The sequence below is a fragment of the Streptomyces sp. NPDC091272 genome (assembly GCF_044757485.1).
GTDB lineage: Bacteria > Actinomycetota > Actinomycetes > Streptomycetales > Streptomycetaceae > Streptomyces.
Genome location: NZ_JBIVVC010000006.1, coordinates 244,148 through 270,586, shown reverse-complemented (window position 1 = coordinate 270,586; position 26,439 = coordinate 244,148). Strand labels below are relative to the sequence as shown.

Annotated in this window: 24 protein-coding genes; 8 read left to right on the top strand and 16 right to left on the bottom strand. The window is 71.2% G+C overall.

Annotated elements, in window-relative coordinates; translation table 11 throughout:
* The first annotated feature begins 138 nt into the window (after window positions 1–138).
* Entirely contained in the window at window positions 139–564 is a 426-nt protein-coding gene (locus ACIQM4_RS19280; RefSeq protein ID WP_401592824.1) for a helix-turn-helix transcriptional regulator, read from the top strand.
* 5 nt (window positions 565–569) lie between these two features.
* A complete protein-coding gene (locus ACIQM4_RS19275; RefSeq protein WP_401592822.1) occupies window positions 570–1,013 on the top strand; it encodes a VOC family protein in 444 nt (147 codons plus the stop codon).
* Window positions 1,014–1,107: 94 nt separating this feature from the next.
* Here the strand turns inward: ACIQM4_RS19275 and helR are convergent, their stop codons facing one another.
* On the bottom strand, window positions 1,108–3,369 hold the full coding sequence (gene helR, locus ACIQM4_RS19270; RefSeq protein ID WP_401592820.1) for an RNA polymerase recycling motor ATPase HelR: 2,262 nt from the start codon (window positions 3,367–3,369) through the stop codon (window positions 1,108–1,110).
* A gap of 352 nt (window positions 3,370–3,721) precedes the next feature.
* Here helR and ACIQM4_RS19265 point away from each other — a divergent pair, with 352 nt between their 5' ends.
* Window positions 3,722–3,802 carry a tryptorubin family RiPP precursor gene (locus tag ACIQM4_RS19265; RefSeq protein ID WP_401593183.1) on the top strand — a complete coding sequence of 27 codons (81 nt, stop codon included), beginning with the start codon at window positions 3,722–3,724 and terminating at the stop codon, window positions 3,800–3,802.
* 132 nt (window positions 3,803–3,934) lie between these two features.
* A complete protein-coding gene (locus ACIQM4_RS19260; protein ID WP_401592818.1) occupies window positions 3,935–5,017 on the top strand; it encodes a cytochrome P450 in 1,083 nt (360 codons plus the stop codon).
* 71 nt (window positions 5,018–5,088) lie between these two features.
* On the opposite strand, the gene ACIQM4_RS19255 is transcribed toward ACIQM4_RS19260, so the two are convergent.
* Genes ACIQM4_RS19255 through ACIQM4_RS19235 form a run of 5 tightly spaced genes read right to left on the bottom strand, consistent with a single transcriptional unit; the run spans window position 5,089 to window position 10,107 of the window.
* A complete protein-coding gene (locus tag ACIQM4_RS19255; protein WP_401592816.1) occupies window positions 5,089–5,835 on the bottom strand; it encodes a potassium-transporting ATPase subunit C in 747 nt (248 codons plus the stop codon).
* A gap of 7 nt (window positions 5,836–5,842) precedes the next feature.
* Window positions 5,843–8,212, bottom strand: a complete 2,370-nt coding sequence (gene kdpB / locus ACIQM4_RS19250; RefSeq protein WP_401592814.1) for a potassium-transporting ATPase subunit KdpB — start codon at window positions 8,210–8,212, stop codon at window positions 5,843–5,845.
* The gene (gene kdpA, locus ACIQM4_RS19245) at window positions 8,209–9,873 is read right to left on the bottom strand and encodes a potassium-transporting ATPase subunit KdpA (RefSeq protein ID WP_401592812.1); all 1,665 of its coding nucleotides are present in this window, start codon (window positions 9,871–9,873) and stop codon (window positions 8,209–8,211) included. The genes kdpB and kdpA overlap by 4 nt, the downstream gene beginning before the upstream one ends.
* 7 nt (window positions 9,874–9,880) lie before the next feature.
* Window positions 9,881–9,970 (bottom strand): K(+)-transporting ATPase subunit F, encoded by a 90-nt coding sequence (kdpF, locus tag ACIQM4_RS19240; protein WP_365409864.1) that lies wholly within the window; start codon window positions 9,968–9,970, stop codon window positions 9,881–9,883.
* Window positions 9,967–10,107 carry a hypothetical protein gene (locus ACIQM4_RS19235; RefSeq protein ID WP_401592810.1) on the bottom strand — a complete coding sequence of 47 codons (141 nt, stop codon included), beginning with the start codon at window positions 10,105–10,107 and terminating at the stop codon, window positions 9,967–9,969. The genes kdpF and ACIQM4_RS19235 overlap by 4 nt, the downstream gene beginning before the upstream one ends.
* A 270-nt stretch (window positions 10,108–10,377) precedes the next feature.
* On the opposite strand from ACIQM4_RS19235, the gene ACIQM4_RS19230 reads away from it, so the two are divergent.
* The 3 genes from ACIQM4_RS19230 to ACIQM4_RS19220 all read left to right on the top strand — a co-directional run bounded on the left by ACIQM4_RS19230 (window position 10,378) and on the right by ACIQM4_RS19220 (window position 12,800).
* Window positions 10,378–11,067, top strand: coding sequence for a LysE family translocator (locus ACIQM4_RS19230; RefSeq protein WP_401592808.1), 690 nt, complete (start codon window positions 10,378–10,380; stop codon window positions 11,065–11,067).
* Window positions 11,068–11,522: 455 nt separating this feature from the next.
* Window positions 11,523–12,233, top strand: a complete 711-nt coding sequence (locus ACIQM4_RS19225) for a GNAT family N-acetyltransferase (RefSeq protein WP_401592806.1) — start codon at window positions 11,523–11,525, stop codon at window positions 12,231–12,233.
* A gap of 162 nt (window positions 12,234–12,395) precedes the next feature.
* Window positions 12,396–12,800, top strand: coding sequence for a hypothetical protein (locus tag ACIQM4_RS19220; protein ID WP_401592804.1), 405 nt, complete (start codon window positions 12,396–12,398; stop codon window positions 12,798–12,800).
* On the opposite strand, the gene ACIQM4_RS19215 is transcribed toward ACIQM4_RS19220, so the two are convergent.
* From ACIQM4_RS19215 to ACIQM4_RS19205, 3 genes are all read right to left on the bottom strand, one after another.
* Window positions 12,773–14,224 (bottom strand): MFS transporter, encoded by a 1,452-nt coding sequence (locus tag ACIQM4_RS19215; protein WP_401593181.1) that lies wholly within the window; start codon window positions 14,222–14,224, stop codon window positions 12,773–12,775. The two genes, ACIQM4_RS19220 and ACIQM4_RS19215, sit on opposite strands and share 28 nt — an antisense overlap.
* 241 nt (window positions 14,225–14,465) lie before the next feature.
* Window positions 14,466–15,191, bottom strand: a complete 726-nt coding sequence (locus ACIQM4_RS19210; RefSeq protein WP_401592802.1) for a 4'-phosphopantetheinyl transferase family protein — start codon at window positions 15,189–15,191, stop codon at window positions 14,466–14,468.
* Window positions 15,192–15,281: 90 nt separating this feature from the next.
* Window positions 15,282–16,760, bottom strand: a complete 1,479-nt coding sequence (locus ACIQM4_RS19205; RefSeq protein ID WP_401592800.1) for a CoA transferase — start codon at window positions 16,758–16,760, stop codon at window positions 15,282–15,284.
* Window positions 16,761–16,872: 112 nt separating this feature from the next.
* On the opposite strand from ACIQM4_RS19205, the gene ACIQM4_RS19200 reads away from it, so the two are divergent.
* On the top strand, window positions 16,873–17,820 hold the full coding sequence (locus ACIQM4_RS19200) for an aminoglycoside phosphotransferase family protein (protein WP_401592798.1): 948 nt from the start codon (window positions 16,873–16,875) through the stop codon (window positions 17,818–17,820).
* A gap of 49 nt (window positions 17,821–17,869) precedes the next feature.
* Here the strand turns inward: ACIQM4_RS19200 and ACIQM4_RS19195 are convergent, their stop codons facing one another.
* The 7 genes from ACIQM4_RS19195 to ACIQM4_RS19165 all read right to left on the bottom strand — a co-directional run bounded on the left by ACIQM4_RS19195 (window position 17,870) and on the right by ACIQM4_RS19165 (window position 26,305).
* On the bottom strand, window positions 17,870–18,613 hold the full coding sequence (locus tag ACIQM4_RS19195) for an alpha/beta hydrolase (protein WP_401592796.1): 744 nt from the start codon (window positions 18,611–18,613) through the stop codon (window positions 17,870–17,872).
* A gap of 22 nt (window positions 18,614–18,635) precedes the next feature.
* Window positions 18,636–19,679 (bottom strand): DUF4344 domain-containing metallopeptidase, encoded by a 1,044-nt coding sequence (locus ACIQM4_RS19190; RefSeq protein WP_401592794.1) that lies wholly within the window; start codon window positions 19,677–19,679, stop codon window positions 18,636–18,638.
* A gap of 87 nt (window positions 19,680–19,766) precedes the next feature.
* Window positions 19,767–21,842: an ABC transporter permease gene (locus tag ACIQM4_RS19185; RefSeq protein WP_401592792.1), complete on the bottom strand. Its 2,076-nt coding sequence runs from the start codon at window positions 21,840–21,842 to the stop codon at window positions 19,767–19,769.
* Between the two features lie 250 nt (window positions 21,843–22,092).
* Entirely contained in the window at window positions 22,093–22,905 is an 813-nt protein-coding gene (gene modA, locus ACIQM4_RS19180; RefSeq protein WP_401592790.1) for a molybdate ABC transporter substrate-binding protein, read from the bottom strand.
* A 165-nt stretch (window positions 22,906–23,070) separates the two neighbouring features.
* Window positions 23,071–23,466, bottom strand: a complete 396-nt coding sequence (locus tag ACIQM4_RS19175; protein ID WP_401592788.1) for a molybdopterin-binding protein — start codon at window positions 23,464–23,466, stop codon at window positions 23,071–23,073.
* A gap of 325 nt (window positions 23,467–23,791) precedes the next feature.
* A complete protein-coding gene (locus ACIQM4_RS19170; RefSeq protein WP_401592786.1) occupies window positions 23,792–25,126 on the bottom strand; it encodes a phospholipase D-like domain-containing protein in 1,335 nt (444 codons plus the stop codon).
* 246 nt (window positions 25,127–25,372) lie between these two features.
* The gene (locus tag ACIQM4_RS19165; protein WP_401592784.1) at window positions 25,373–26,305 is read right to left on the bottom strand and encodes an FG-GAP repeat domain-containing protein; all 933 of its coding nucleotides are present in this window, start codon (window positions 26,303–26,305) and stop codon (window positions 25,373–25,375) included.
* Window positions 26,306–26,439 lie beyond the last annotated feature (134 nt).

Below are 26,439 nucleotides of genomic sequence, written 5' to 3'. Positions count from 1 at the left end.
AACCGTGGACCCCGTGCCCGCGCGTACTTACGGCGCAACCGTAAACCCCGTGCCCGCGCGTACTTCCGGCAGGGCGTGGGGATTGGACGGTTGTACGACCGGTCACCGCGGACGGCGCCGCTGTGGGATCGTGACGGGGTGAACCTGGAGGATCTCGTCCGGTTGCGCCGGGCCCGTGACCGGATGGACCGCGACTACGCGCAGCCGCTGGACGTTCCCGCGCTCGCGCAGGAGGCGCTGATGTCGGCGGGGCACTTCTCCCGCAGCTTCCGGGCCGCCTTCGGGGAGAGCCCGTACAGCTATCTGATGACGCGCCGCATCGAACGGGCCAAGGCTCTGCTGCGCCGGGGGGACCTGTCGGTGACCGACGTCTGCTTCGCGGTCGGCTGTACGTCGCTGGGCTCGTTCAGCTCACGGTTCACGGAGCTGGTGGGGATGAGTCCGAGCGCGTACCGGGCCGGTGAGCACGAGGCCGGGGCCGCGGTTCCCGCCTGCATCGCCAAGATCCACACCCGACCGGTCAGGAACGGAGAAGCCAGGCCCGGCACTCCGCCCCTAGCGTGAAACCCATGGACATCAACGAGGCGGACAGCCGCCGGACAGACCTCAGCCTCTCGCAGTGCTTCATCGCCGTCGACGATCACGACAAGGCGCTCACCTTCTACCGCGACCTCCTCGGCCTTGAGGTGCGCAACGACGTCGGTTACGAGTCGATGCGCTGGGTGACCCTCGGTTCGCCCGCCCAGCCGGACGTCGACATCGTCCTTGAGCCGCCCCTCGCGGACCCGAACGCCTCGCAGGCCGACCGGCAGGCCGTGGCCGAGCTGATGGCGAAGGGCATGCTGCGCGGCGTCATCTTCGCGACCGAGGACTGTGACGCGACCTTCGAGCGGATCAGCAAGGGGGGTGGCGAGGTGCTCCAGGAACCGGTCGACCAGCCGTACGGTGTCCGGGACTGCGCGTTCCGCGATCCGGCCGGGAACATGGTGCGGTTCAGCCAGCCGCGCCGGTAGCGGTTCGGCCGGTCGCGCCGCTAGCGGTTCGCGCCGAACAGCGGTTCAGCCGGCCGCGCCCGTAGCGGTTCGGGTCACCCCTCCTCCTCCGGGCTCAGCTGCTCGTGAGGACGACGAGCTGCTGCGTCGCCCGGGTCATCGCGACGTAGCGGTCGACGGCTCCCTCGACGCCCTCGCCGAACGTCTGCGGATCGACGAGGACCACCAGGTCGAATTCGAGGCCCTTCGACAGCTCCGGGGTCAGCGACCGGACGCGGGGTGTGGCCCGGAAGGCCGGGTCGCCGATGACGCACGCGATGCCGTCGGCATGCGTTTCGAGCCAGTCGGCGAGGATCGTGTCCCGGTCCTGCACGTAACCGTGGACGACCGGGATGCCGCTGCTGCGGATCGACGTCGGCACGTTGGCGTCCGGGAGCGCGGCCCTGATGACCGGTGCGGCCTCCGTCATGACCTCTTCCGGGGTGCGGTAGTTGACGGTCAGGGAGGCCACCTCGACGCGGTCGAGGCCGACCCGCGCCAGCCGCTCCTGCCACGCCTCGGTGAACCCGTGCCTGGCCTGGGCGCGGTCACCGACGACGGTGAAGCTGCGGGACGGGCAGCGGACCAACAGCATCTGCCACTCGGCGTCGGTCAGCTCCTGCGCCTCGTCCACGACGACGTGCGCGAAGGGTCCGGCCAGCCGGTCGGGCTCGGCCGCGGGCAGGCCGGATTCGTCGATCAGGGTGTCCTGCAGATCCCGCCCGTGCAGCATCCCCAGTGCGCCTTCGCTCTCGTCGATCTCGACGTTCTGCAGCAGGCTCTCCGTGGCGTCGGCCCTGCGCACCCGCTCCTCCTCGACGGCGGCCGTCTGCCGCTGCCTGCGTGCGGACGCCTCCGGGTCGCCGAGCCGCTGGCGCGCCGCGTCCAGGAGCGGCAGGTCGGACACCGTCCAGGCGTGCGGGGCGTCCTTGCGCTGCAGCTTGCGCACGTCGTCGGCGTCCAGCCAGGGGGCACACCTGCGCAGGTAGGCGGGGACGGACCAGAGGTCGCCGACGAGCTCGGTCGGCTCCAGGATCGGCCAGGCGCGCCGGAGGGCGCCCATCAGCTCCCGGTTCTGGAGCAGCGACCTGCGCAGCAGCTGCGGCGGGACCTCGCCCGCGTCGTCGTCGCCACCGCCCTCGTACTCGTCCGCGTGCTTGTCGAGCAGGATCGTGAACAGTTCCTCGCGGATCTGGTCGCGGGCCTCGTTGTGCGGAGTGCCGGGTTCCACGGCGGCGAACGCGGCGGCCCAGTCGGCCGCGCTCAAATAGACGTCGGACCAGTGGGTGGAGACGGTCATTCCCTCGGTGGGCGGCTCCTCGTAGAGGCCGACGGCCGGTTCGATCGCCCTCACCATGTCCGCGGAGGACTTCAGCCGGGCCACCTCCGGATCGGCCTCGACCGCTGCCGTCGCCCCCTCGTCGACGAGGTCGCGCAGGATGCAGGTCTGCACGCCCTCCTCGCCGAGGCTGGGCAGGACGTCGGCGACGTAGTCCAGGTAGGGGCGGTGCGGTCCGACGAACAGCACGCCACCGCGCCGGTGGCCGAGGCGGGGGTCCGCGTACAGGAGGTAGGCGGAACGGTGCAGGGCGACAACGGTCTTGCCCGTACCGGGCCCGCCGTCGACGACGAGCGCGCCGCGGGACCCGGCGCGGATGACGGCGTCCTGGTCGGACTGGATGGTGGAGAGCACGTCCCGCATCCGCGCCGACCGGTTGCTGCCGAGGCTGGCGATGAACGCGGACTGGTCGTCGAGCGCGGCGTGCCCCTCCAGGGCGTCGGCGGTGAACACCTCGTCCCAGTAGTCGCTGATCCGGCCGCCGGTCCAGCGGTACCTGCGCCGGCTCGCGAGGCCCATCGGGTTGGCGTGGGTCGCCGCGAAGAAGGGCTCGGCCGCCGGGGAGCGCCAGTCGACGAGCAGCCGGTGGCCCGTGCTGTCGGTGAGCCCGAGCCGCCCGACGTACACGCGTCCGCTGCCGCCCTCGCCGCTGCCGCTGCCGCTGCCGTTCCCGCCCTGGCCGCTGCCGTTCCCCGTACCCCCCTTCGGGACGAAGTGCCCGAGGCACAGGTCCAGGCCGAAGCGGCGCAGGGTGCGCAGGCGGGCGGTCAGACGGTGGATCTCGGCGTCCCTGTCCATCGCCTCGCGGCCGATGCCGCCCGGTGCCTTGCGGAGTTCGTCGAGCCGGTCGGACAGTTCGGCGATCGACTCCCGCAGAGTCCTCGCGACGGCCGCGAAGTGCTTCTCGTCGTCGCCGATCAGCCTCGGCTCCGCCTTGGCGGCAAGACGGGCGGGGAGGTCGAACGCGCCGGTGGTCAGGGGGGTCGTGTCAGCAGCCACACGCACTTCGTAAGTCTCCCGTTTCCGCAGGTTCTGGCTTGGGCCAGTGATTCTGCGGTACGAGGGGGGCCTTGCCGCAAGGCCCCCCGTGCGCTATAAGTTGAAAGTGGCAAGAGGTGGGTACTCCCTCTGCCCCCTCCCCTCCCCCGGCTCAATTCTCATGAGGGCTCTATTCCCATGAAAAGGAAAAGAAGCCGGAGCGGGCCTTGATCGACGATCGTTACGGCCCTAGGTTCAGAAACCGTTCAGCGATTCGCGGAACTCATTGATCCGGCCATCGGCACACCACTCCCACAAGGGGTACCCGTGTGCCGTAATACCGCCCCCACAAAGGGGCCGGGAGGGAGCAGAAATGAAGATTCTGTTTGCCATTCGCAATGCCGCCGTCCGCCCGAAGAGCCTCAAGGCGAGCGCCTGGTACATCTGGTACTAGGCGCTCTCCGGCACCCGTTCCGCCCCGTCGTCCGGCGGTGCGGAACGGGCTGCTGCCCCCAGAGCCGGATTCGCCCGAGACCCGCCCCACGGCGCGCGAGGCCTCGGCCCTCCCGTCCCGGAGACCTCCCTGATGACGCAGCCTTCACTTCCGCAACTCCCGCCCCACTTGCACCCCTCAGCGTCGCGCAGCACCGTGTTCCACCCGCGGCTCGCCGCGCTGCTGCGGGACCACCGGGGCAAGGACGTCTTCCGGCTGGAGCCCGACACCATCGGCGTCGCCGGACACGAGAGCGCCGACCGGATCCTGTCCGTACGCAAGGCCACCGAGACCGAGAGGCCCACATTCAAGCCACTCCTCGGACGTTCGATCGCACCGGCCGAAGCGGCTTCGGTGATGCGCACGGTGGGGCGCGACGTACGTGAGGCATTGAAAAAACCGCTGCCGGAGAAGGTGGACCTCGCCGGCCCGTGGCCGATTACCGGCCATATTTTCCTGCGGGATCTGATTCTCGGCGGCGACCCTTATCGGCTGCGCATTCTGATGAGCCGGAACCTCGAATTGACGACGAAGCTCACCTGGTCGGTGATTGCCGCCGGGGCGGCCTTCCCCCTGCCGATGAAACCACGTCCGGGCGCCGAACTCACCGCCCTCGCCCGGCGGACCGCCGAGGCCACGAACTACCGCGACCGCCGCTACGCGATGGGCATGTACCGGCGCGCCGCGGCCCCGGTCTGCTTCACCGTCTCCACCCTGGTCGCCAACGCGATGTGGCTCGGCTCCCCGTTCGACCGGAGCACCCCCGACCGCAACATCCTGTACGAGTCGATGCGGCTGCTGCCCCCGTCCTGGAACCTGCTGCGCAACGCCTCCCCGGAGTACCCCGCGCTCGATCCGGCGATCGAGGCCTCCGACGACATCCTCGTACTCCCACTGCTCTCGCACCGCGATCCGGCCCTGTGGGACGCCCCCGACGAGTTCCGCCCCGAACGCTGGGACTCCCTCGACCCCGACACCGCACCCGGCTATCTGGCCTTCGGCCACGGCTCCGAACGCTGCTGGGGCCGGCACGCGGTGATGCCGCTCGCCGAACTCCTGCTGGGACTGCTACGCCGCGACAACCTGACGGTCGACCCTCGACAGACCTCCGCGAAGGTGCCACTGGCCGGGCTGCTCGGGGTGGACGAGGTGCGGCTGACGCGTTCCGGCCCGTGAGCGGGAAGGGGCTCGGGTGAGCCGCGTCCGGTGTCGCGCGACACCGGACGCGGCTCACCCCGCTCCGTAGGTCAGTTCCCCGCCTGCGCCAGTCCCTTCAGTCCCTTCAGCGCGATGTTCAGCTTGAGGACGTTCACCCTCGGCTCGCCCATGAATCCGAGCGTCCGCCCCTCCGTGTGCTCGGTGACGAGCCTTTCGACCGCCGTGACGTCGAGGTGGTTCCGCTCGGCGACCCGGTGGGTCTGGAGCTTGGCGTACGTGGGCGAGATGTGCGGGTCCAGGCCCGAGCCGGAGGACGTGACCGCGTCGGCGGGCACGTCACGGGCGCGCACCGCGAAGCCGGCCGTGGAGTTGTCCCGGATGACGGCCTCCCGTGCGGACAGCACCTGGTAGCAGAGCGTGGCCTGCTTGTCCTCCGTCGCGTAGTCGCCCAGCCGCGCCGGGCACCTGCCGTCGACCGCCCCGCTGTCGCCGGCCAGGTTCGTCGCACCGGAGAGGAGCAGCTCGTACTGCGCGTTGACGCTGTTGGTGCCCAGCCCGGCCGAGGGGCGCGGCTGGAACCACCTGAGGTCGGGCGCCGGCACCTCGTCCGGGTTCTTCGACGGGAGGCGGTAGGACTGCCCGATCAGCTCGGAACCGACCACCCTCCCCGTCGCCGGGTCCTCGATCTCCGAGCCGTTGGCCCGGCCGGAGAAGGCCACCTGGGCGACCCCGGTGACGGCGAGCGGGTAGAGCACCCCGCACAGCGCCGTCAGGACGATCAGGGCGCGCAGCCCCGCCCAGAGCAACCGGGCCGTGTTTCCTGCGGAGTTGTTCATGACGTGATCAGCCGATTCCGGGAATGAGGGAGAGGAGCAGGTCGATGATCTTGATGCCGAGGAACGGGGCCACCAGGCCGCCGAGCCCGTAGATCCCGAGGTTGCGGCGCAGCATCCGGTCGGCGCTCATCGGGCGGTACCTGACGCCCCTGAGGGCGAGCGGGACCAGCGCGATGATGATCAGCGCGTTGAAGACGACCGCCGAGAGGATCGCGGACTGCGGGGACGACAGGCCCATGATGTTGAGCTTGTCGAGACCCGGGTAGGCCACGGCGAACATCGCCGGGATGATGGCGAAGTACTTCGCGACGTCGTTGGCGATCGAGAAGGTCGTCAACGCGCCCCGGGTGATGAGCAGTTGTTTGCCGATCGCGACGATCTCGATGAGCTTGGTGGGGTTGGAGTCGAGGTCCACCATGTTCCCGGCCTCCTTGGCGGCCGAGGTGCCGGTGTTCATCGCGACGCCGACGTCCGCCTGGGCGAGGGCGGGCGCGTCGTTCGTACCGTCGCCGGTCATCGCGACGAGCTTGCCGCCCGCCTGCTCACGTTTGATGAGGGCCATCTTGTCCTCGGGCGTCGCCTCGGCGAGGAAGTCGTCGACGCCCGCCTCCTCGGCGATGGCCTTGGCGGTCAGCGGGTTGTCGCCCGTGATCATGACCGTTCTGATGCCCATCCGGCGGAGCTCGTCGAAGCGCTCGCGCATCCCGTCCTTGACGACGTCCTTGAGGTGGACCGCGCCGAGGACCCGTGCGCCGTCAGCGTCTTCCAGAGCCACCAGCAGCGGCGTGCCACCAGCCTGGGAAATCCGGTCGGTGAGCTCCTGCGCGTCCTGCGGAACACTGCCGCCCCGCTCCTTCACCCAGGCCGTCACCGAACCGGCCGCTCCCTTGCGGATCTTGCGCGCCGTACGGAGCTGAGCCTCGTCGGCCCCGCGGGCCCCGTGGATCTCGGCGACCTCGCCGATCTCGCGGGCCCCGCGGGCCCTGTGGACCCCGCCGACCTCGCCGCCCCCGCGGCCGGCCGCCCCCAGGCCCACGTCCACGCCGGACATCCGTGTCTGGGCCGTGAAGGCCACCCACCGTGCTCCGGCCAGCTCCCCCTGGTGCCGCTCGCGCAGTCCGTACTTCTCCTTGGCGAGCACGACGACGGAGCGGCCCTCGGGGGTCTCGTCGGAGAGAGAGGAAAGCTGGGCCGCGTCGGCGAGTTCGGCGGCCGTCACGCCCCGTACCGGAAGGAACTCCGCCGCCTGCCGGTTCCCCAGTGTGATCGTCCCCGTCTTGTCGAGCAGCAGGGTCGAGACGTCCCCCGCCGCCTCGACCGCCCTGCCGGACATGGCCAGCACGTTGCGCTGGACCAGCCGGTCCATGCCAGCGATGCCGATCGCGGAGAGCAGGGCGCCGATGGTGGTGGGGATCAGGCAGACGAGGAGCGCGACGAGCACGATCATTGACTGTTCGGCGCCGGCGTACGTGGCGAACGGCTGGAGGGTGACGACCGCCAGCAGGAACACGATCGTCAGCGAGGCCAGCAGGATGTTCAGCGCGATCTCGTTGGGCGTCCGCTGCCGGGCCGCGCCCTCGACCAGGTTGATCATCCGGTCGATGAAGGTCTCGCCCGGTTTCGTGGTGATCCTGATGACGACGCGGTCGGAGAGGACCTTCGTACCGCCGGTGACCGCGGACCGGTCACCGCCCGACTCCCGTATGACCGGTGCCGATTCACCCGTGATCGCGGACTCGTCGACCGAGGCGACACCCTCGACCACGTCGCCGTCACCCGGCACGACGTCCCCGGCCTCGCACACGACGAGGTCGCCGATACGGAGCTCGGTGCCGGACACGCGCTCCTCGTTCGGCCCGATGACCCTGCGGGCGACGGTGTCGGTCCTGGCCCTGCGCAGGGCGTCGGCCTGCGCCTTGCCGCGGCCCTCGGCGACGGCCTCGGCGAGGTTCGCGAAGACCGTGGTGAGCCACAGCCAGGCGGTGATCGCCCAGCCGAACCAGTCGCCCGGGTTCATGACGGCGAAGACGGTCGTCAGTACGGAACCGATCTCGACGACGAACATCACGGGCGACTTGATCATCACCCGGGGATCGAGCTTGCGCACCGCGTCGGGGAGGGAGCGCAGGAGCTGCCTGGGATCGAAGAGTCCCCCACCGACCCGGCCCCGACGGCCGGAGCCTCCGTCCTGGCCGTGACCGCCGCCGCCACGCCCGTGGCCGGCGCCGCCACCGCCTCCGCCGTGGCTGTCTCCACCGCCGTCCGGCTCGTTTCCGGCGGGTACGTCCGGGTGCGGGGCGCGCAGGCCGGCACCGTCGGTGGTCACAGCACCCTTGGTGGTCACAGCACCCTTGGTGGTCACGGTGAATGTGCTCATGATGCGAGCCCTTCGGCAAGCGGTCCCAGCGCGAGCGCGGGGAAGTAGGTGAGACCGGTGATGATCATGATCGTGCCGACCAACAGGCCCGTGAACAGCGGCTTCTGCGTGCGCAGCGTGCCCGCCGTCTCCGGTACGGGCGTCTGTTCGGCGAGCGAACCGGCCAGGGCGAGCACGAACACCATCGGCAGGAAGCGGCCCAGCAGCATCGCGATGACGAGGGTGCTGTTGAACCACTGGGTGTCGGCGCTGAGGCCCGCGAAGGCGGAGCCGTTGTTGTTGGCGCCCGAGGAGTAGGCGTAAAGAATCTCGGAGAAGCCGTGCGCCCCGGAGTTGGTCATCGAGTCGGCCGGGGTGGGCAGGGCCAGCGCGGCGGCGGTGAAGCACAGGACGAGGGCGGGGGTGACGAGGAGGTAGCAGGCGGCGAACTTGATCTGCCGGGTGCCGATCTTCTTGCCCAGGTACTCCGGCGTACGGCCGACCATCAGCCCTGCGACGAACACCGCGATGACCGCCATGACGAGCATCCCGTAGAGCCCGGACCCGACACCGCCCGGTGCGATCTCGCCGAGCTGCATGCCCAGGAGGTTGATGCCGCCACCGAGTCCGGTGCTGGAGGAGTGGAAGGAGTTCACCGCTCCGGTCGAGGTCAGCGTGGTGGCGACCGAGAAGATCGCCGAGCCGGCGATGCCGAAACGGTTCTCCTTGCCCTCCATGGCGCCACCGGCCAGGTCGAAGGCCGGCCCGTGGTGTGCGGTCTCGGTCCACATCATCAGCGCGGTGAAACCGAGCCAGATGACGGCCATCGTGGCGAGGATCGCGTAACCCTGCTTGAGCGAGCCGACCATCCGCCCGAACGTGCGGGTCAGCGCGAACGGGATGACCAGGATCAGGAAGACCTCGAAGAGGTTCGAGAGCGCGTTGGGGTTCTCGAAGGGGTGCGCGGAGTTGGCGTTGAAGTAGCCGCCGCCGTTGGTGCCGAGTTCCTTGATGACCTCCTGCGAGGCGACGGCGCCGCCGTTCCACTGCTGGGTGCCACCGGTGAACTGGCCGACCTCGTGGATGCCGGAGAAGTTCTGGACCGCGCCGCAGGCGACGAGCACGAGCGCGCCGACGACGGAGATCGGGAGCAGGATGCGTAAGGTGCCGCGCACCAGGTCGGCCCAGAAGTTGCCGAGTTCACCGGTGCGGGAGCGGGCGAAACCCCGTACCAGCGCTGCGGCCACGGCCATGCCGACGGCTGCCGACACGAAGTTCTGCACCGCGAGTCCACCGGTCTGTACGACGTGGCCCATGGCCTGCTCGCCGTAGTAGGACTGCCAGTTGGTGTTCGCGACGAAGGACGCGGCGGTGTTGAACGCCTGGTCAGGGTCGATCGAGGAGAAGCCGAGCGAGCCGGGCAGACTGCCCTGCACCCGCTGCATCAGATAGAGGAGGAGAACGCCGACCAGGGAGAAGCCGAGGACACCGCGCAGATAAGCGGGCCACCGCATCTGTGTGTCCGGATCGGCGCCTATCGCCTTGTAGATCCACTTCTCGGCCCTGAGGTGCCGGGACGAGGAGTAGACACCGGCCATGTGGTCGCCGAGAGGGCGGTACGCCAGCGCGAGCGCGGCGACGAGCGCGAGGAGCTGGAGCACTCCGGCGAGGACGGGAGACATGTCGGGCTCAGAACCTCTCCGGGTACACGAGGGCGAGGATCAGATATCCCAGCAGGGCGACGGCCACGACGAGGCCGACGATGTTTTCGGCGGTCACAGCTTCGTCACCCCCTTGGCGACGAGTGCCACCAGCGCGAACAGCGCGAGAGTGGTGACGACGAAGGCCAGATCGGCCATCGCGGGCTCCTGGATGCAGTGGGTTGGATGGAGGGTCGGCGGCGGACGGGGACACACCTTCTGGGTGGCCCGTCCGTACGTCCCGAGAAGAGAAAAGCCGCTCCCAGGCGCCTTGTGACCTGCGTTAACGCTCCTCTGACGGGCACGGCACCGCTCTTGACGGGTCCCCTACGCGAGCGTCACCGGCCCGAGATCCCGCACCTTGTGCGTGCCGCGGGGTCGGCCCCGGACCGAGGGTGGGTGCGGGTGTGGATGTGGGTGTGACGGGAGCCGAAAGAGGTACCCGGTATCTGACACAACCGTGCGGCGTGCTGAGGGAGTTGAAGAGTGTCGGTCAATCTCGCGGGCTTTCTCGGCGTGGTGATGCTCGCCTATCTGATCCCCGGCCCGGACTTCCTCGTCATCGTGCGGGCCGCCGCGCGCCGCCGCGCGCTCGGGGTGGCAGCGGCGCTCGGTGCGCAGAGCGGACTGTGCGTGCACATGGTCGCCGCCGCACTCGGGCTCTCGGTCATCGCCGCCCAGTCCGCCGCGGTCTTCACCGCGATCAAACTCGCCGGTGCGGTGTACCTCGTCTACCTCGGCGTACGCACACTCCTGGCGACGCGGCGGGGCGGGGAACGGACACAGGGGCCCGCATCGGCCCCGACATCGGCACCGGCACCGGCTCCATCTCCCGCCTCCCCTTCCTGGGGTGGAAGCTTCACCGAGGGGCTTCTGACGAACGTCCTCAACCCGAAGGCAGCGCTCTTCTTCCTCAGCGTCCTGCCACAGTTCATCGAGCACGGCGGTACGGACTCGGGTGCGGGTGCGGGCGCCGGCGGCGCGTCGGTGACGGCGCAGATCTTCCTGCTGGGCGCACTGGACGTGGTGATCGGCATCGCCTACTGGGCGATCCTGGTCACCGTCGCCACCAAACTGCGCGCACTGCTCAACCGGCCGGCCTTCAAGCGCCGGTGGGAGCGCGTCACCGGTTGCCTCTTCATCGGGATCGGGGTGGGGGTCGCCGCCGCGGACTGATCGGTGGGTGCGGGAGAGTGACCTCCCGGCCGCGGAAACCCATGTGCCCGATGGGCCGGCGGTGGGAGCGCTGGAATCCGGTCGACTCTCGGCGCCGCGTCACCGTTCGGGACGGCCGTACGGTCGAGATCTGGACCGAAGGGACTGAAGTGACCGAGTTTCGCAATGGTGCGGAGGCCCGCGACGTGAGGCGGTGGGCGCGGGTGACGGCGAGTTCGTCGTGGTCGCCTCCACCTGACCGCCACGCGCGATCGTCAGACTCCTCCGGGTGGTCGCGCCGAGCCTTCGGCCGGCCCTCTTCGGTCCATCGCCCCCGCGCACCTCCGCGCCGAGTGCCGAGCCCCGTCGTCCCGAGGCGCCTCTGCCGCGGGCGCCGAAACTCGTCGCCCCCCGAGCATCCCCCGCGCCGAAATTCGCTGGCGGCGAGCTCCGAACTCCCGCTAGAAAGAACCCCCATGAGCTCCTCGACATCCACCGGGCCCACTGCGGATTCCTCGCCCGGCGCCCCTGCCCCGCCCGTATCAGCGACCGCTCCTCCCGGTGCGACCGGAGCCTTCGTCCCCACCACGATCGCGCTCGGCTGCGCCGCTCGCCTGCGTCCGTGGGGCCTCAAGGACTGTGACTCGCCGACCCTGCTCGACGGATTGATGACCGTCGCGGCGGACCCGCAGTCAGCACTCTGGAACCCCGTTCGCGCGGCCGACCTCACGGCCGCCGCGAAGTGGGTCGAACTCCGCGCCGAGGACTGGTCAGCGGGCACCGCGGCCACCTTCGCCCTTCTCGACGGTGACGCGGATACCGCGGATACCGCGGATACCGCGGACCCGGTGGACACCGCGCCCACCCTGCTGGGGGCCCTCACCGTCCGCTGGACCGACCGCTCGGACGGACTGGCGATGATCGGTTACTGGCTTGTGCCTGCCGCTCGGGGCCGGGGCCTGGCGACCGAGGCGACGCTCGCCGCCACCGAGTGGGCCTTCCGCACCGTGGGCGTACGCCGCCTCGAACTCGCCCACGCCGTCCAGAACACGCCGTCCTGCCGGGTCGCCCAGCGTTGCGGCTTTCCCACCGAGGGCACACTGCGCGCCTCGTACCGCTTCGGCGACGGCCGGTATCACGACGAACACCTCCACGCCCGCCTGGCGACGGACGCTCCGGCGACCTGAGACCGCCGCGTTCAGTTCCGCGCGGGCGTCGGAGTCAGCGTCGGCGTCGGAGTCAGCGTCGGCGTCGGCTTCTGCTTCTGCTTCTGCTTCTGAGTACCTCGGGGCAACGGCCTGAGTACGAGCCCCGATTACCCACCAGTAGCGGGCTGCTGGAATACGGGCATGACCTCGACAACGCTCCCGGCCGCCCTGCCCCCCGTACCCGCCTCCCCCGCCGCGTTCCGCCCGCGCACCGGCCGCGTGACCGCCGCAGGTACCGCGCTCGCGGTGGCCGTGACCCCGCTGGTGGTCGGGGTTCTGGTCGCCAAGGGGCTCAGCGTCGACCCGCACGCCCCCGTCAACGCCCTGATCGCCGGCGGCGGCCGGCGCGCCGGGCTCCCGCGCGCCGAATGGAGCCGCCGCTGCCACACCACGGTGCGCAGGCTCAAGGCGGTCCGCCGCACTACCGCCCGCCGCTGCGCCCACGTGTACGGCCACCGCAGTGCCGGTGCCGGCAGTCAGGCCGAGCGGTGCGCCGCAGCGCGCATCTCCTCCCGCGCCTACGGACGGAGAGGTCCGGCCGCCTGACCCGCCGGGGCCTCGGCCGTCTGCGCCGGCGCTCCCTCCCTGCGCGGCAGCAGCAGCGGGGTGGCCAGAAGCAGGGCCCCGGCGGCGCCGATCGCGGTACGGGGGCCGACGACGGCGGCGAGCAGACCCCACAGGGCGGTCATGGCCGCGATGGCAATGCTGCTGCTCACCGACCAGGCGGCCAGCGTACGGGCGACCCGGTCAGGACCGGTGTGGTCGAGCCGGTAGGTCGCCAGCACCGGGCTGTACAGGGCGCAGCAGGTCACCAGCCCGAACTGGACGACGACAATGAGCACCATCCCCGGCACACCCGGCGTGACGAAGGCCAGCCCGACGGGCCAGATCACCCGCAGCACCCCAGCGGTCAGCAGCACCCTGTGCCGCCCGAACCGCACGACGAACCGGCCCGCGAGCCGCGCACCGACGAGGCCACCGACGCACGGAAGCGCGAACACGAGTCCGTACTGCCAGGGGGTGAACCCGAGGCGGCCCAGCAGGAGTACGGCGAGAACCGGCTCGGTCGCCATGATCAGGCCGTTGACCACGAGAGCGTTGAGGAACAGGGGGCGCAGGGTGGGGTGGGTGAGGATGTGCCGCCACCCTGCGAGCAGGTCACCGGCGCGCAGTCGGGGCCGACGACCGGGCCGCAGGGGGGCGGGTCCGTCCGGTCGTTGCGGGACGGGTCCGCCCGACCGTGGCGGGACCGGGCCGCCCGACCGTGGCGGGTGCGGGTCACCCGGCTGAGCCGCGTGCGACTCACCCGGCCGCCCCCGGACCGGTCCGTCCCGCTGTTCCGGGACCGGTCCGCCGGGCCGTTCCGGGGCCTGTTCCGTACCGCCGATGGCGCGGATGCCCAAGGCCGAGAGCAGATAGCTGACCGCGTCCACCAGCACCGTCGTCACCGGGCCGAAGATCCCGATCATCATTCCCCCGAGCGGGGGCCCGACCGTCGTCGCGGTCCACATCGTCGATTCGAACCTGCCGTTCGCCACGACGAGGTCCTCCCGCGGCACGAGCCCCTTCACGTACGCACCGCTCGCCGCGTTGAAGGCGATGTTGGCCGCAGCCGTCACCACGGACACGACCAGCAACTGCGCGAAGCTCAGCACGCCGAGCGCGAACGCGCCAGGCACGCTGAGCAGTGCGGCGAACCGGACCAGGTCCATCCCCACCATGACCGGCCGCTTGCGGCGGAACTCCACCCACGGCCCGAGCGGCACCGCGACCAGGGCCCCCACCGCCCGCCCGGTGGCCGCCAGCGCGGCCACCTGCGTGGGCCCCGAGTGCAGCACGAGAATCGCGATCATGGGGAACGCGCCGAACCCGAGCGAGGTGCCGTACGCGCTGACCGCGTACGCCGCCCACAGCCACCCGAACCGCCGCCCCAGCGACCGCGACCCGCTCGAACCCCATATCCCGCGCATCCCGCGCACCCGACGTCACCTTCCACCGACCCGGGCAGCCGCTCGCTGCCCTGCGGCATCAAAGCGAGCGACGAGCGGCGGGGTCAAACAACCGGCCGGCCCTGGAGGGACAACCATTCGTTGCACCGCGTTTCGCTCACTCAGGTGCAGTCCTCACTCAGGTGCTGTCCTCAGCCAGGTGCAGTCCTCACTCAGGTGCTGTCCTCAGCCAGGTGCAGTCCTCACTCAGGTGCTGTCCTCCTCAGGTGCTGTCCGCGTGCGCCATCGCGGCGGCGTACCCCTCCGGCATGGTCAGGTCCGTCAGCTGCCAGCCGTCGATGTCCCCCGGACGCGGGCCCGTGCCGACGTACGTACCGTCGATCGGAGCCGCGAGCCCCGTACCCGTTCCCTTGAAGTACGCCTCCTTCCTGCACCAGCAGCGGCCGAACGCAGCCCGCCTCCTGGTGTCGTCCGCGCCCAGGGCGGCCAGCTCGGCGCGCTCGCGGGGGTGCAGGGTGGTCGCGACCTCGTCCGTCTGCGCCACGCCGGGAACGAGCTCGACGTCGACCCCCACCGGAGTCGGGCCGAAGGCGAAAAGCACCAGGTCACCACTGTGCGAGAGCGAGAAGTGGAGGTGCGATCCCGGCACGCACGGACGCCCGTGGGGTTCCGGGCAGAGCGGGCAGTCCTCCCGTCCGAGAACGACGGCCGCCGGATCCTGATCGAGGTACGCGCCGAGCAATCTGCGCAGACCGACGTGCGCGGCGCCGTAGGACTCCTGGTCGGACTGCCGGCGGAACGCGGCAAAACGCTTGCGTTCGGCAGCGTCCAGTATCTCGCTCGCGGCGTCACCGCCGGCCTGCGCGTAGTACTCGGAGGTCCGCAACTGCCAGACGTCCGGCGCCCCTTGTGGGCGCGGCAACACCTCGCCCGCGAGGGCGCCGGGAAGCAGCGTGCGCGGAGCACGAAGTGGCGAAGGGTCAGGCATCAGGGCCTCGCAGGGGTGATCGGGGCGCGGATCGATGGGCGAGCGGCGTATGCGTGGACGCAGATCCGGTGGCGCCCCTGCCGCAGCATTTCATGCCGCCGGTCGTGGAGGCCCCGCGGGCTCCGAGCCGTCGCCCAGCCACTGCGGCCGATCCGTACCCCAAAGGCCGACCACTCGGGTCCAGTTGCTCGGCGCGCCCTCGTAGCTCACCGGAGGCAGCGCGTGTTCGAGCCTTCCGTACGGTGATTCGGCGACGCCCGTCCAGCGCCCGGGAGCGTACGCCCCGTCGCCCGCGAGGGGCTCGTCCACCGGTGCCCGCAGGCCCTCCTGCATCAGCCAGGAAGCCGTACCGGCGAGCGAGTACCCCAGGTGGCTCCCGCACCCGTCCGCCCGGCGCTTCGTCAGGGCGCGCAGTACGCCCACGGCGACGAGGTAGCCGGTGCTGTGGTCAAGTGCCTGCGCGGGCAGCGCACCAGGCTCGTACTTCCTCGCGGACTCGATCTCCGCGATGCCGGATCCCACTTGTACGAGGCTGTCGAAGCCGCGCCGGTCCGCCCACGGGCCGGTCCGTCCCCAGGCGCGGAGGTCGGCGACGATCAGGCCGGGAAAGCGCGCCGTCAGCCCGTACGGGTCCAGCCCGAGGGCGGCCAGGGCGCCGGGACGGTAGCCGGACAGGACGACGTCGGCCGTGGCCAGCAGGGTTTCGAAGGTCTGCCGGTCGGTGTCGTCGGCGAGGTCGAGCAGGGTCGAGCGCTTGCCCATTCCGGTGTCGGCGTACGTGTCGGCGTCCTCCGGCAGGTGCGGGGAGTCCACCCGCAGTACGTCTGCGCCGAGTAGCCCCAGGGTCCGCGCGGCCACCGGGCCTGCGAGGACCCTGGTCAGGTCCAGAACCCGTACGCCCTCGGCCGGAAGCGCCGCTTGCCCAAGCCGCTCGGGCGTACCGGCGCCGGTACGCCGGGTCTCGACCAGAGGAGCGTCCGGCGGTACGTCACCGGACGCCGCACCTGGCCGACCCGGCACCCACGCCACAGCGAGCCCACCGGCCCCGTAAACCGCTTCCTGCACCTGCTCCGCCGGACGCGTCGCCAGCTCGTCCGCCAGCACCGCGGCCAGCTCTCGGTCGTCGCGGGTGCCGTCGTCCGGGATCGACAGGGCGGCGAGCAGCCGTGCCCGGTGGTGAGGATAGTTGGCGTGCGTGCGCACCCACCCGTCGGCGGTGCGCCAGAAACCGGACAGCGGCGCGAAGTTGACCGGGGCGCGCCCGTCGATCCGCAGCACCCGCTCGCTGTGGAACGCGGTGGCGACAGCCCCTTCGGAGACCCGTACCGCGGGGACCTCCGCGGCGTTGCGCGCGGCAAGCAGTTCCGCGGCTGCCAGCGAACAGACGCCGACCGAGGCCCGCGCCCACTCCCGTACCGGCAGCCGGGCGGGCAGCACGTCCCCCGCGTCCCGCACGTACGACACCTTGCCGACGAGCTCGGCCGGCCCGCCGAGCGCCGACCAGACGCGGGCGGTCACGGCGTCAGCTGGAGAACCTGGAGGGCCGGGAACGGGGGCGGCAGTCGTCATTCCGCAAGGATGCAGCACGCCGCCGCTGCCGCGCCCAGCCGTGCGGCCCCTCCGCAGGGTCCCGCGCGGAAATTCGCGCGCGTCCGCCCGTCGGCGCGGGGATGATCGAGGCATGTGTGCTGCCGGCGACAAGATGCATTCCGACGAGGCCGACATCGACGTTCCTCTCGTACGGAGACTGATCGCGGCCCAGTTCCCGCAGTGGGCCACGCTCCCCGTGGAGGCGGTGGCGTCGTCGGGTACGGAGAACGCGATGTTCCGGCTCGGGACCGACCTCGCCGTGCGGTTGCCCCGCATCGCCAGGGCGGTGGCGGACGTGGAACGGGAGCAGCGCTGGTTGCCCGAGCTCGGGGCCCGGCTCCCGCTGCCGATTCCCGCGCCGGTGGGAACGGGCGTGGCCGGTGCGGGGTTCCCGTGGGCCTGGTCGGTCTACCGGTGGCTGGAGGGCAGCAACCCCGTGGTCGGGCACGTACCGCATCCCGTGCTGCTGGCCGCGGAGTTGGCGGAGTTCGTGACGGCGCTCCGGCGGATCGAGCCCGTTCCCGGTGCGCCCGTCAGCGGGCGCGGCGGGCCGCTCGCCTCGCCGGGCCGGGTCACGGCGACCCGTGACGCGATCGAGGAACTGCGCGGCCTGCCGGAAGAGGGTGTGGACGCGGACGCGGTGACGGCCGTGTGGGAGGCGGCGCTCGCGCTCCCCGGGAGTGCGACCGCCGGTACGGCGCACTGGGTGCACGGCGATCTCTCGCCGGGCAATGTGCTCCTGCGGGACGGCCGCCTCAGCGCCGTCATCGATTTCGGCACGGTGGGCGTCGGCGGCGACACCGTCGATCTGGCCCCGGCCTGGAACCTGCTCCCGGCCGAGGCGCGCCCGGCGTTCCGCGCCGGCCTCCGTGCGGACGACGCCGCCTGGGAGCTGGGGCGGGCATGGGCACTGTCCATCGCGCTCATCCAGCTTCCGTACTACCGGAAGACGAACCCGGCGCTCGCCGCCAACTCACGTCACGTCATCCGGGAGGTACTCACGGACGCGGCGCACGCGCTTTCACCCGCGAAGGGTTGATTGCGACAGGGGACAGTGTTTTCCCCCTCGGAGCAGTGCGTCGAGTACGTCACGGCACCGCCCCGAGCAGTGCGTCGAGGAAGTCGCCGCGCGAGGCGGGATCGTCCGCGAGGTGCAGGCTCAACCGGTGGTCGGCCGCCGGAAACACCAGCCTCGTGTACTGCGCGGCCGAGGCGCCCAGCGCGTCCTCGACGGCCTCGGTGACCGCGGGCGGGATCACCGCGTCGACCGCGGGGGTGGCGAGTACGGCGCGCAGCGTATCGGGAAGCCGGCGGAAGGCGGCCAGGGCCGGTGAGGCGCACCAGCTCTCCGGGGTACGGATGATTTCGGTGAAGCCGGCTCCGAACGGAACCTGCCAGGCCTCGGCCGCGTACACCGCCGGGGCACCGAGGCCGATGGCGTGGATGCGGGGCCCGTAGTGCGCGGCCAGGTCGGCGACGGTCTGCCCGCTCATGCTGAAGCCGATCAGCACCAGCCTCCTCCCGGCGGGGAGTTGGGAGTCGATCACGGTACGCGCCTGCTCGAAGCGGCGACGCAGACTGAGCTCGCCGAGCCGGCCCGAGCTGGCGCCGTGGCCGGAGAAGTCGAAGGCGAGAGCATGGTGACCGAGGGCGGCGAGATGGGCGGCGAGGACCGCGGGACTCTGCTTGTCGCCGTTGCCGGCGCCGTGCAGGACCACGGCGGCCAGGGGCTCCGGAGCCGGGGCGTCCGGGACCGCCTCCGCACAGCTGAGGGTCTCGCCGTCACAGTCGAGGGTGAAGTGCCTGACTCGTACGTCACTCATGTCGGTCATCTGCTGTCGCCCTCCGTGGCGATCATCCTCCCGTACCGGGCCCGTCGGTGGGGCCCCTGAGGGCGCCCGCTGCACGTAGGGCCTGCGTCCACCGCGTACGGGCCGTGTTCCACTCCTGCGCGCAACCGGCGGCCCTCACTGTGGGCAGGCCCGCCGTACCCAGAACGTCCCGATGCCGGCCGGGAGCCGCACCGTACAGGTAGCACAGCTGGTTGACGGCACGCGCCAGGTCAGGAGCGTGATCGTCCCCCGTCGCTTCCTCCCCCTCAGTCGCTTCCTCGTCCCCCGTCGCTTCCTCGTCCGCCACGTACAGTTCGGCGGACATCCGCCACGCCTCGGCCGTGATGCGCAACTGCCGCTCACCCGACGCCCCGTTGCGCAACAGCATCAACGCCGCGAACTGGTCCGCCAGATCCTCCTCGTTGCCCGCAAGGCCGAGCCCGAGGACGTCGATGAGGGCATGCGCGGACTCGTGGAAGAGCGTTTCGAGCTGGATCGAGCGGAGGTCCCCGTCCTCGGCCTGCCGTCGGGCCGCCTCCCGGAAGAGTTGGCGGGTCTCGGTGATCTCGTCGTAGCAGATCTCGATGCGACGGGCCTCGGGGTCGTACGAAGGCCCCTCCCCCGCACAGGACCTGACCACGAGCGGAACCGGCGCACGGTCTCCCCAGTCCAGAAATCCGGCCAGGTCGGCAGCTACTGCCTCCGCCGTCTGCTGTCCTCGCAGGAAGCCGGCGTCATCCCGGTCGGCCGGCGCCGGATCCTCGTACCGTACGGTGACGACCTGGCGTGGTACGGAGACGGCAGGACGCGAACCCGAAACGGTTGGGGCGGGTTTGGAGGCGGCCGGGCCCGGCGCCGGAACGGCCGGCCCCTGGCACGCGGCGCCGCCTGCCGCCGCCAGCGCGACCGCCGTCGCCACGGCTGCCCTGCGTGTACGTGTACGTATACGTGCGCGGGTGCGGGAGCGGGTGCGGGAGCTGGTAGCCGTACGCCGCCACGGTCCGCGCGCATCGCGGTCGCCGTCGCCGTCGCGGCCACCGTCGCCGAGGTCGCCATCCATCGTCATGCCATGATCTTCGCCGATCGGCGACGGTGGCCCTCCCCCGGACGGGTCAGTCGGCCTCAGCGGCCCGGCCCGGCGCGCGGGCGGGGACTACAGAGGGACGACGGTCGCTTCGGTCGCTTTGACGCTGGCCCAGACCGGGGACCCGTCGACGAGGCCGAGTTCGGCGGCCGCCTGCGGGGTGATCTCGGCGACGAGGTCCGGCGCCTGCGCGGAGGTGATGAGGACCCGCAGGCGGCTGCCGCTGGTGGTGATCTCCCGGACGGTACCGGGCCAGATGTTGCGCGGGCTGCCGCCGGGCCTGTCGCGGTGCACGGAGACCGCTTCGGGGGCGATGACCGCGAGCGCGGGTGTGCCGGAGGGCAGCGGGTCTGCGATGACGAGGTGCCCGCCGTCCTTGAGCCGCAGGCCTTCGGGGGTGGCGGTGCCAGGCCAGGCGTTACGGCCGAGCATGCGGGCGACCCAGGGGGACCGGGGGTGGCGGGTGACGTCGGCGGGGGCCGCGTCCTGGAGGGCACGGCCGTCTTCGAGGACGAGTACCCGGTCGGCGAGCGAGACCGCCTCGACCGGGTCATGCGTGACGATCAGGCAGACCCCACCGAAGTCGGCGAGGTGCGTGCGCAGGGTGTGGCGCACGTGTCCACGGGTGGTCTGGTCCAGCGCGGCCAGGGGCTCGTCGAGGAGGAGCAGCCGGGGGCGGGCGGCCAGGGCGCGGGCCAGGGCGACACGTTGGGCCTGGCCGCCGGAGAGCTGGGAGGGCTTGCGGGCGGCGAGATGGCCCACCCCGAGTCGGTCGAGCCAGTCCTGCGCGCTGCGACGGGACTCGGCCCGGGAGACGCGGTGGGAGCGCAGCCCGTAGGCCGTGTTGGCGAGGGCGCTGAGGTGAGGGAAGAGGGCACCGTCCTGCGGGACCCAGGCGACGCCTCGCCGGTGCGGCGGCAGGGCGCTGACGTCGGTGTCACCGAGACGGAGTTCGGCGTGGGCGCGGGGGGTGAGGCCAAGGAGGGCGCGCAGGAGGGTGGTCTTGCCCGCACCGTTGGGACCGACGACGGCGATGGTGGTGCCGGGCTCGGCGTCGAGGGTGAGCTGGTTGAAACCGGTCACCTCGGCGTGCAGCGGCCAGCGTTCGCGTACGGGGTCGCGGCCAGGCGCGGAGCCGGATGCGGGATCGGGGTCGGATGCGGAGTCCGGGTCGGATGCGGCAATCCGCGGGGCAGTGTCCCCCTCCTGGCCGGTCGTCTCCCGTACCGCTGCCTCACGGGCGGTGCTGTTCGGGGTGCCGGTCCAGCGTCCGCGCAACGCGATGAGCACGGTCATGGCGATGGCGAGCAGCAGCAGCGACACCGAGGTGGCGGCCTCCGGGCTCTCCTGGAGCAGCAGATAGACCTGGAGCGGCAGGGTCTGGGTGGTGCCGGGGAGGTTTCCCGCGAAGGTGATGGTCGCGCCGAACTCCCCCAGTGCCCGCGCCCAGGTGAGCGCGGCGCCCGCGGCGAGCCCCGGGGCGACCATCGGCAGGGTGACGGTGAAGAAGACCCGCAGCGGTGAGGCGCCCAGGGAGGCCGCGGTCTCCTCGTACCGGGGGCGCAGCCCGCCCAGCGCGCCCTCCAGGCTGATGATCAGGAACGGCATCGCCACGAAGGTCGCCGCCACCACTGCGCCGGCGGTGTGGAAGGGCAACGTGATGCCGAACGTGTCCTCCAGCCAGGGCCCGAGCAGTCCCCGGCGGCCGAACGCGAGGAGGAGCGCGACTCCGCCGACGGTGGGCGGCAGCACCATCGGCAGGAGCACGAGGGAGCGCACGAACGACTTGCCGGGAAAGTCGACGCGGGCCAGCAGCCAGGCCAGCGGCACACCGAGAACGACGGAGAGGCCGAGCGCCCAGGCAGAGACGATCAGCGAGAGCGTGAGTGCCTCGGTGGTCCCGGGGCTGGTGAGGTGCGCGCCCAGTTCGCCCCATGAGGTACGGGCGAGAATGCCGATCAGCGGCAGCAGCAGGAAGGCCACGGCCACGAGCGCGGGTACGGCGAGTGCGACCGGGGCACGGGTGCCGGCGGTACGGCGGGCCGGGGTGCGCGTGCGAGGGTCGCGGCCGGCCGAGGAGCGGCCAACCGAGGAGCGGTCGGCCGGAGTGCGCGTGCCGGGGGTGCGGCTGCGGAGGCGTCTCATCGAGGATCCCTGGAAGTGGGGGCTGGAAGTGCGGTACGGGCGGCCTCCGCACGACTGCGGGAGGCCACCGGTACCGGTGTTCACCGGTTACGCGTCCACCGGTACGTGTCTACCAGTCGCGCGCGTGCCGACTCCGCGCCTGCGGTCCCCGCACCCGGCCGGCCACCGGGACAGTCGACCCCGCACCCGGCCGGCCACCGGGACAGTCGACCCCGCACCCGGCCGGCCACCGGGACAGTCGACCCCGCGGTCACGGCCGCTGGAAGCCCGCGTCCTGGAGGATCTTCTGTGCCTCCGGCGAGGACAGCCACTTCACGAACTCCGCCGCCGCCTCGGTGTTCTTGGAGGTCTTGAGCGTGGCGGCCGGGTAGGAGGCGACCGCGTTCTGCGCGTCCGGGATGTCGATCGCTTCGACCTTGTCGGTGGCCGTCGCGGCGTCCGTCTTGTAGACGAGACCCGCGTCGGCCTCGCCCAGCTCGACCTTGCTGAGCACGGCGCGCACGCTCGGCTCCTGGGAGACCGGCTTCACGGCGATCTTCTGGGCGTCCAGGATCTTCTTGCTGTAGCGGCCGACCGGGACCTCGGGAGCCGCGAGGACCACCTTCAGCTTGCTGTCGGCAAGATCCTTGAGGCCCTCGACCTTCTCGGGGTTGCCCTTGCCCGTCGCGATGACGAGACGGTTCTTGGCGATGACCGCGGGGGCGCCGGTGTCGGACCTCAGCCCGTCCATCGTCTTCGTGTCGGCGGTGACCAGGGCGTCGGCGGGCGACCCCTGCTTGACCTGCGCCGCAAGCTCCTGCGAGCCGGCGAAGGAGAACTTCACCTTCGTACCCGGGTGCGCCTTCTCGTAAGCGGCGCCCGCGGTCTTGAAGACGTCGGTGAGGGACGCCGCCGCCAGTACCGTGAGGTCGGCCTTCGGGGCGCCGCCGGCGGAGGCCGTGGCCCGGTCGCCCGCGGCCTTCCCGTCGTTGCCGCCGCCGCAGGCGGCCAGCGGGACGAGAAGGGCAGCGGTGAAGATCGCAGCCGCGGTGCGGCGTCCGGTGAGGGTGAGGACGTGGGCCATGAAGGTGGGACTCCTTTTGACTTGCGGAACTCGGAGGCGACAGGTCGCACACGACGGACGGCGCAAGCGCGGTCCACGGACACTCAGTTCAGTGCAGTTCGGTTCACTGCAGTGCAGTGCAGTTCGGTTCAGTGCGGTTCGGTTCGGTGCAGGCGCAACGACGGCTCAGGCGCGGTCGATGTGCACGCTCGTCGACTTCACGCGGGCGGTGGCCTGCATGCCGACCTCCAGTCCCAGTTCCTCGACCGCCTCCCGGGTCAGGAGGGAGACGAGACGGTGCGGCCCGGCCTGGATGTCCACCTGGGCCGCCACGTCCCCGAGCTTGATCGCGGTGACGATGCCGGGAAACGCGTTACGGGCCGAGGTGTACGAGGTGTCCTCCTCGCCGATGCCCCCCTGGGCGACCTCGACGGAGAACGAGGCGAGGTCCCGGCCGTCGATGAGCCGACGACCGCCCTCGTCGCGGTGGGTGGCGACCCTCCCGGCATCCGCCCAACGGCGGGCCGTGTCGGGGCTGACGCCGAGCAGACGCGCGGCCTGACCGATGGTGTAGGACTGCATGTGCGGCAGAGTAAGGGCTACCGGCTCGTATTTACAAAGGTCTCAGCCGAGTCTCCATGGCACCTGCGGCACCTATTGGAGGAATGCACGGGGCCGCGCGTCCGCCGGAGGTCCCTGTGCGCGGACATGCGAATGCCCCACGGCCAGGGGGGGGTGGGCCGTGGGGCATTTAGGTGCCCGGCAGGCTGGGGGGATGTGCCTGCCAAGCTCGGGTCGACGTTCTTCTGCCCGGTGCCGGGGCGGGCATTCACCGCCCGCCCGACTTTTTTCGACCGCCTGCCCGACTCAATATCGGCGGCCGCCGCACCGCCGACAGCGGTTACTCCTACTTACAGGCCGCCACGTTGTCCGACGTACCGGGGTACGCAGCCGCCCGGGTGTCGTTGAAGTTGGTCACGAAGGCGTTATATGTCGTGTCCTCGTTGATGCGGACCATGGTCTCGTCGTTGTCGCGCAGGGCCGGCCCGCTCCAGTTGTGGCTGCCGGTGAAGACGAGCTTCTCGCGGGCGCCCGCGTACATTCCGTCGATCATCAGGTTCTTGGAGTGCACGATGCGGTTCGGGGTGGGGTCGGGGGTGCCGGCGTCCCCGTCGTTGTCGTGCTGGTAGCAGCGGGTGGTGAGACGGGTCTGGCCGTGCAGGGCGTTCCAGGTGCCGCTGTCCGTCTCGCTGTAGACGAGGTCCACGGTGCAGCCGGCGGCGGCCAGCGCGCGGAGCTTGTCGGCGACGCCCTGACGGGTGACCTTGAGCATGGCGGCGCGGATCGCTGTGCGGTGGGTGCCGGCCGAGTCGGTCCACGTACAGGCGACGTTGTCGAGGGTGTTGACGACGGTGTCGCTGTCGTCAGTCGTGCCCGCGCGCGGGAAGAAGTAGACCTTGTAGGCGCCCGCGTTGGCGTACGAGTACTTCCAGTTGGCGCGGTCCTGCTTGCCGAGCTTGACGAAGTAGTCGCTGTAGGCGGTGTAGAGGGCCGCGTTGTCCGCGACGCCCACCGCGCTGTTCCAGTAGCGGGCGTAGTTGGAGGGCGTGAGGTTGGAGGTCATCTGGAGGACGACCTGCTTGGCCGCACCGCCGCCGAGGCTGCTGAAGAGCAGGAACTTGTTGTGGTTGATGCCCGCCCCCGCGGTCGGGCCGAGACAGGAGCGGCCCTTGGCGCACAGCTTGACGTACGACGACTTCGCCATGTCCGTGCCGAGGGCCGTCTTGAGGGTGTCGTACGAGACGTCGTTGACGCCCTCGGTGCTGACCGTCGACTCGTCGAGGACGACCTGGACGTTGATGCCGCGGGAGGTGTGCGCGGCGGCCAGCTCCTGGGCGAAGGCCTTGTCCCAGAAGTGGTAGAGCGCCATCCGGATCGTCGAGCCGCTGTCGGCGGCGGCGATCATCGCGCGTGCCCGGTCGCGGATCGCGTTCTGCTGCGCGACGTCGCCGGTGGGCCGGTTGAAGACGGGTCCCATGGACGGAACCGCCGCGTCCGCCGCACCGGCCGCCTGGACGGGGCCGAGGACGATTCCGGCGGCCGCGACCGCGAGGGTGGTGGCGTAGGCGGCCAGGCGTCTGCGGACGCGGGTTTGGACGCGGGTTTGGACGCGGGTTTGGACGCGGGTGTGGGCGCGGGTGTGGGCGCGGGTACTGGTGCGAAGGTGGAGACGGGAGCGCATGGGTGTTTCTTCCCCCTGGAGGCCGGTTACCGGAGCGGCAGATGTGGACATGCCATTTTCGCTACGCGAGCTTAGTACCGGTCCGGCCGCCCCGGGGGGTCTGAACAGGCCATGCCCGTACGGCGGTTGGCAGCCGTACGGGCATGACGAAAGAGTTCGGCGCAACGGGGGGCGAGCATGGCGACCGGCGCGCACGGAAGGACGGGATCCTCCGGTACGCGGCGGAGGAGCCCGCCCCCAGCCGTACTACAGCAGGTTGTAGATGTTGAAGCCCCAGCCGATCTTCACCGGCTTGGCGAACGGGGCGCTCGCCGAGCCCGTGCCGGAGTAGCGGTAGAGGTCGCCCGATGCCGTACGGGCCACCAGGTCGGTCTTGCCGTCGACGTCGAGGTCACCGACGGAGAGCAGGCGGTCGTACGTGTTCCAGCCTGCACCGATCTTGGTGCGGCCCTCGAAGGGCGCCTTGTAGTTGCCGGTGCCCTTGTAGAGCCAGAGCACGCCCGACTTGTCACGCGCGACGACGTCGGCCTTGCCGTCACCGGACAGGTCGGCCTGGCCGGCTATCTCGGAGTACTGGTCCCAGCCGGCACCGATGCGCACACGCGCGTCGACCCGGCCGTCCGGGTAGGCCAGGTAGACCCACATCACACCGGCCTTGTCGACCGCCATGAGGTCGGCTTCCTGGGCGCCGCCGAGGTTGCCGGGCGACAGGACCTTGTTGTAGATCTGCCAGCCCCCGCCGATCTCCTTCGCCTCCTCCACCCCGGTCCACGTCATCAGACCGTCCTTGCCGATGTCCCAAGTCCCGTCGAAGTAGCCGTCCTTGTCGTTGTCGACGTCGATGGTGGCGGCGGCCCAGTCGTACGGCACCTCGACCGGGGTGACGGGGCCGAAGCCGCCCAGTCCGTCCGCGAAGAACAGGTCGAGCAGCCCGGTGCTCTTGTTCACGGCGCTCATGGCGAAGGTGGGCGTCTCCACCAGGCCCGGCGCTGCTGCGCGCGCCTTCGCCCGCGCATCCGCGGGAGCCTTCTTGTGCGCGGCCACGGCCTTGGCGCGCGCCTCGCTCGCGCCGGCCGGGTCCCCCGCGGCGAAGGCGGTACCGGCCGTGGCGGCCATCGCCGCGACGAGCGCGGTGGCGGTGAGCGCCTTGCGCATACGGCCGTGGTTGATGAAAGTCATGAAAGGTCCCCCCTGCTGGGTCACTCATGGCGCCGCGACTGCGGTCGCACCATAGATCACCGGGATACTTTCACAGGTGCTTCACAGGGGCTACCGCGGGGTAGTGATCTACGCCCGCACAGCGGGGAGTTGCC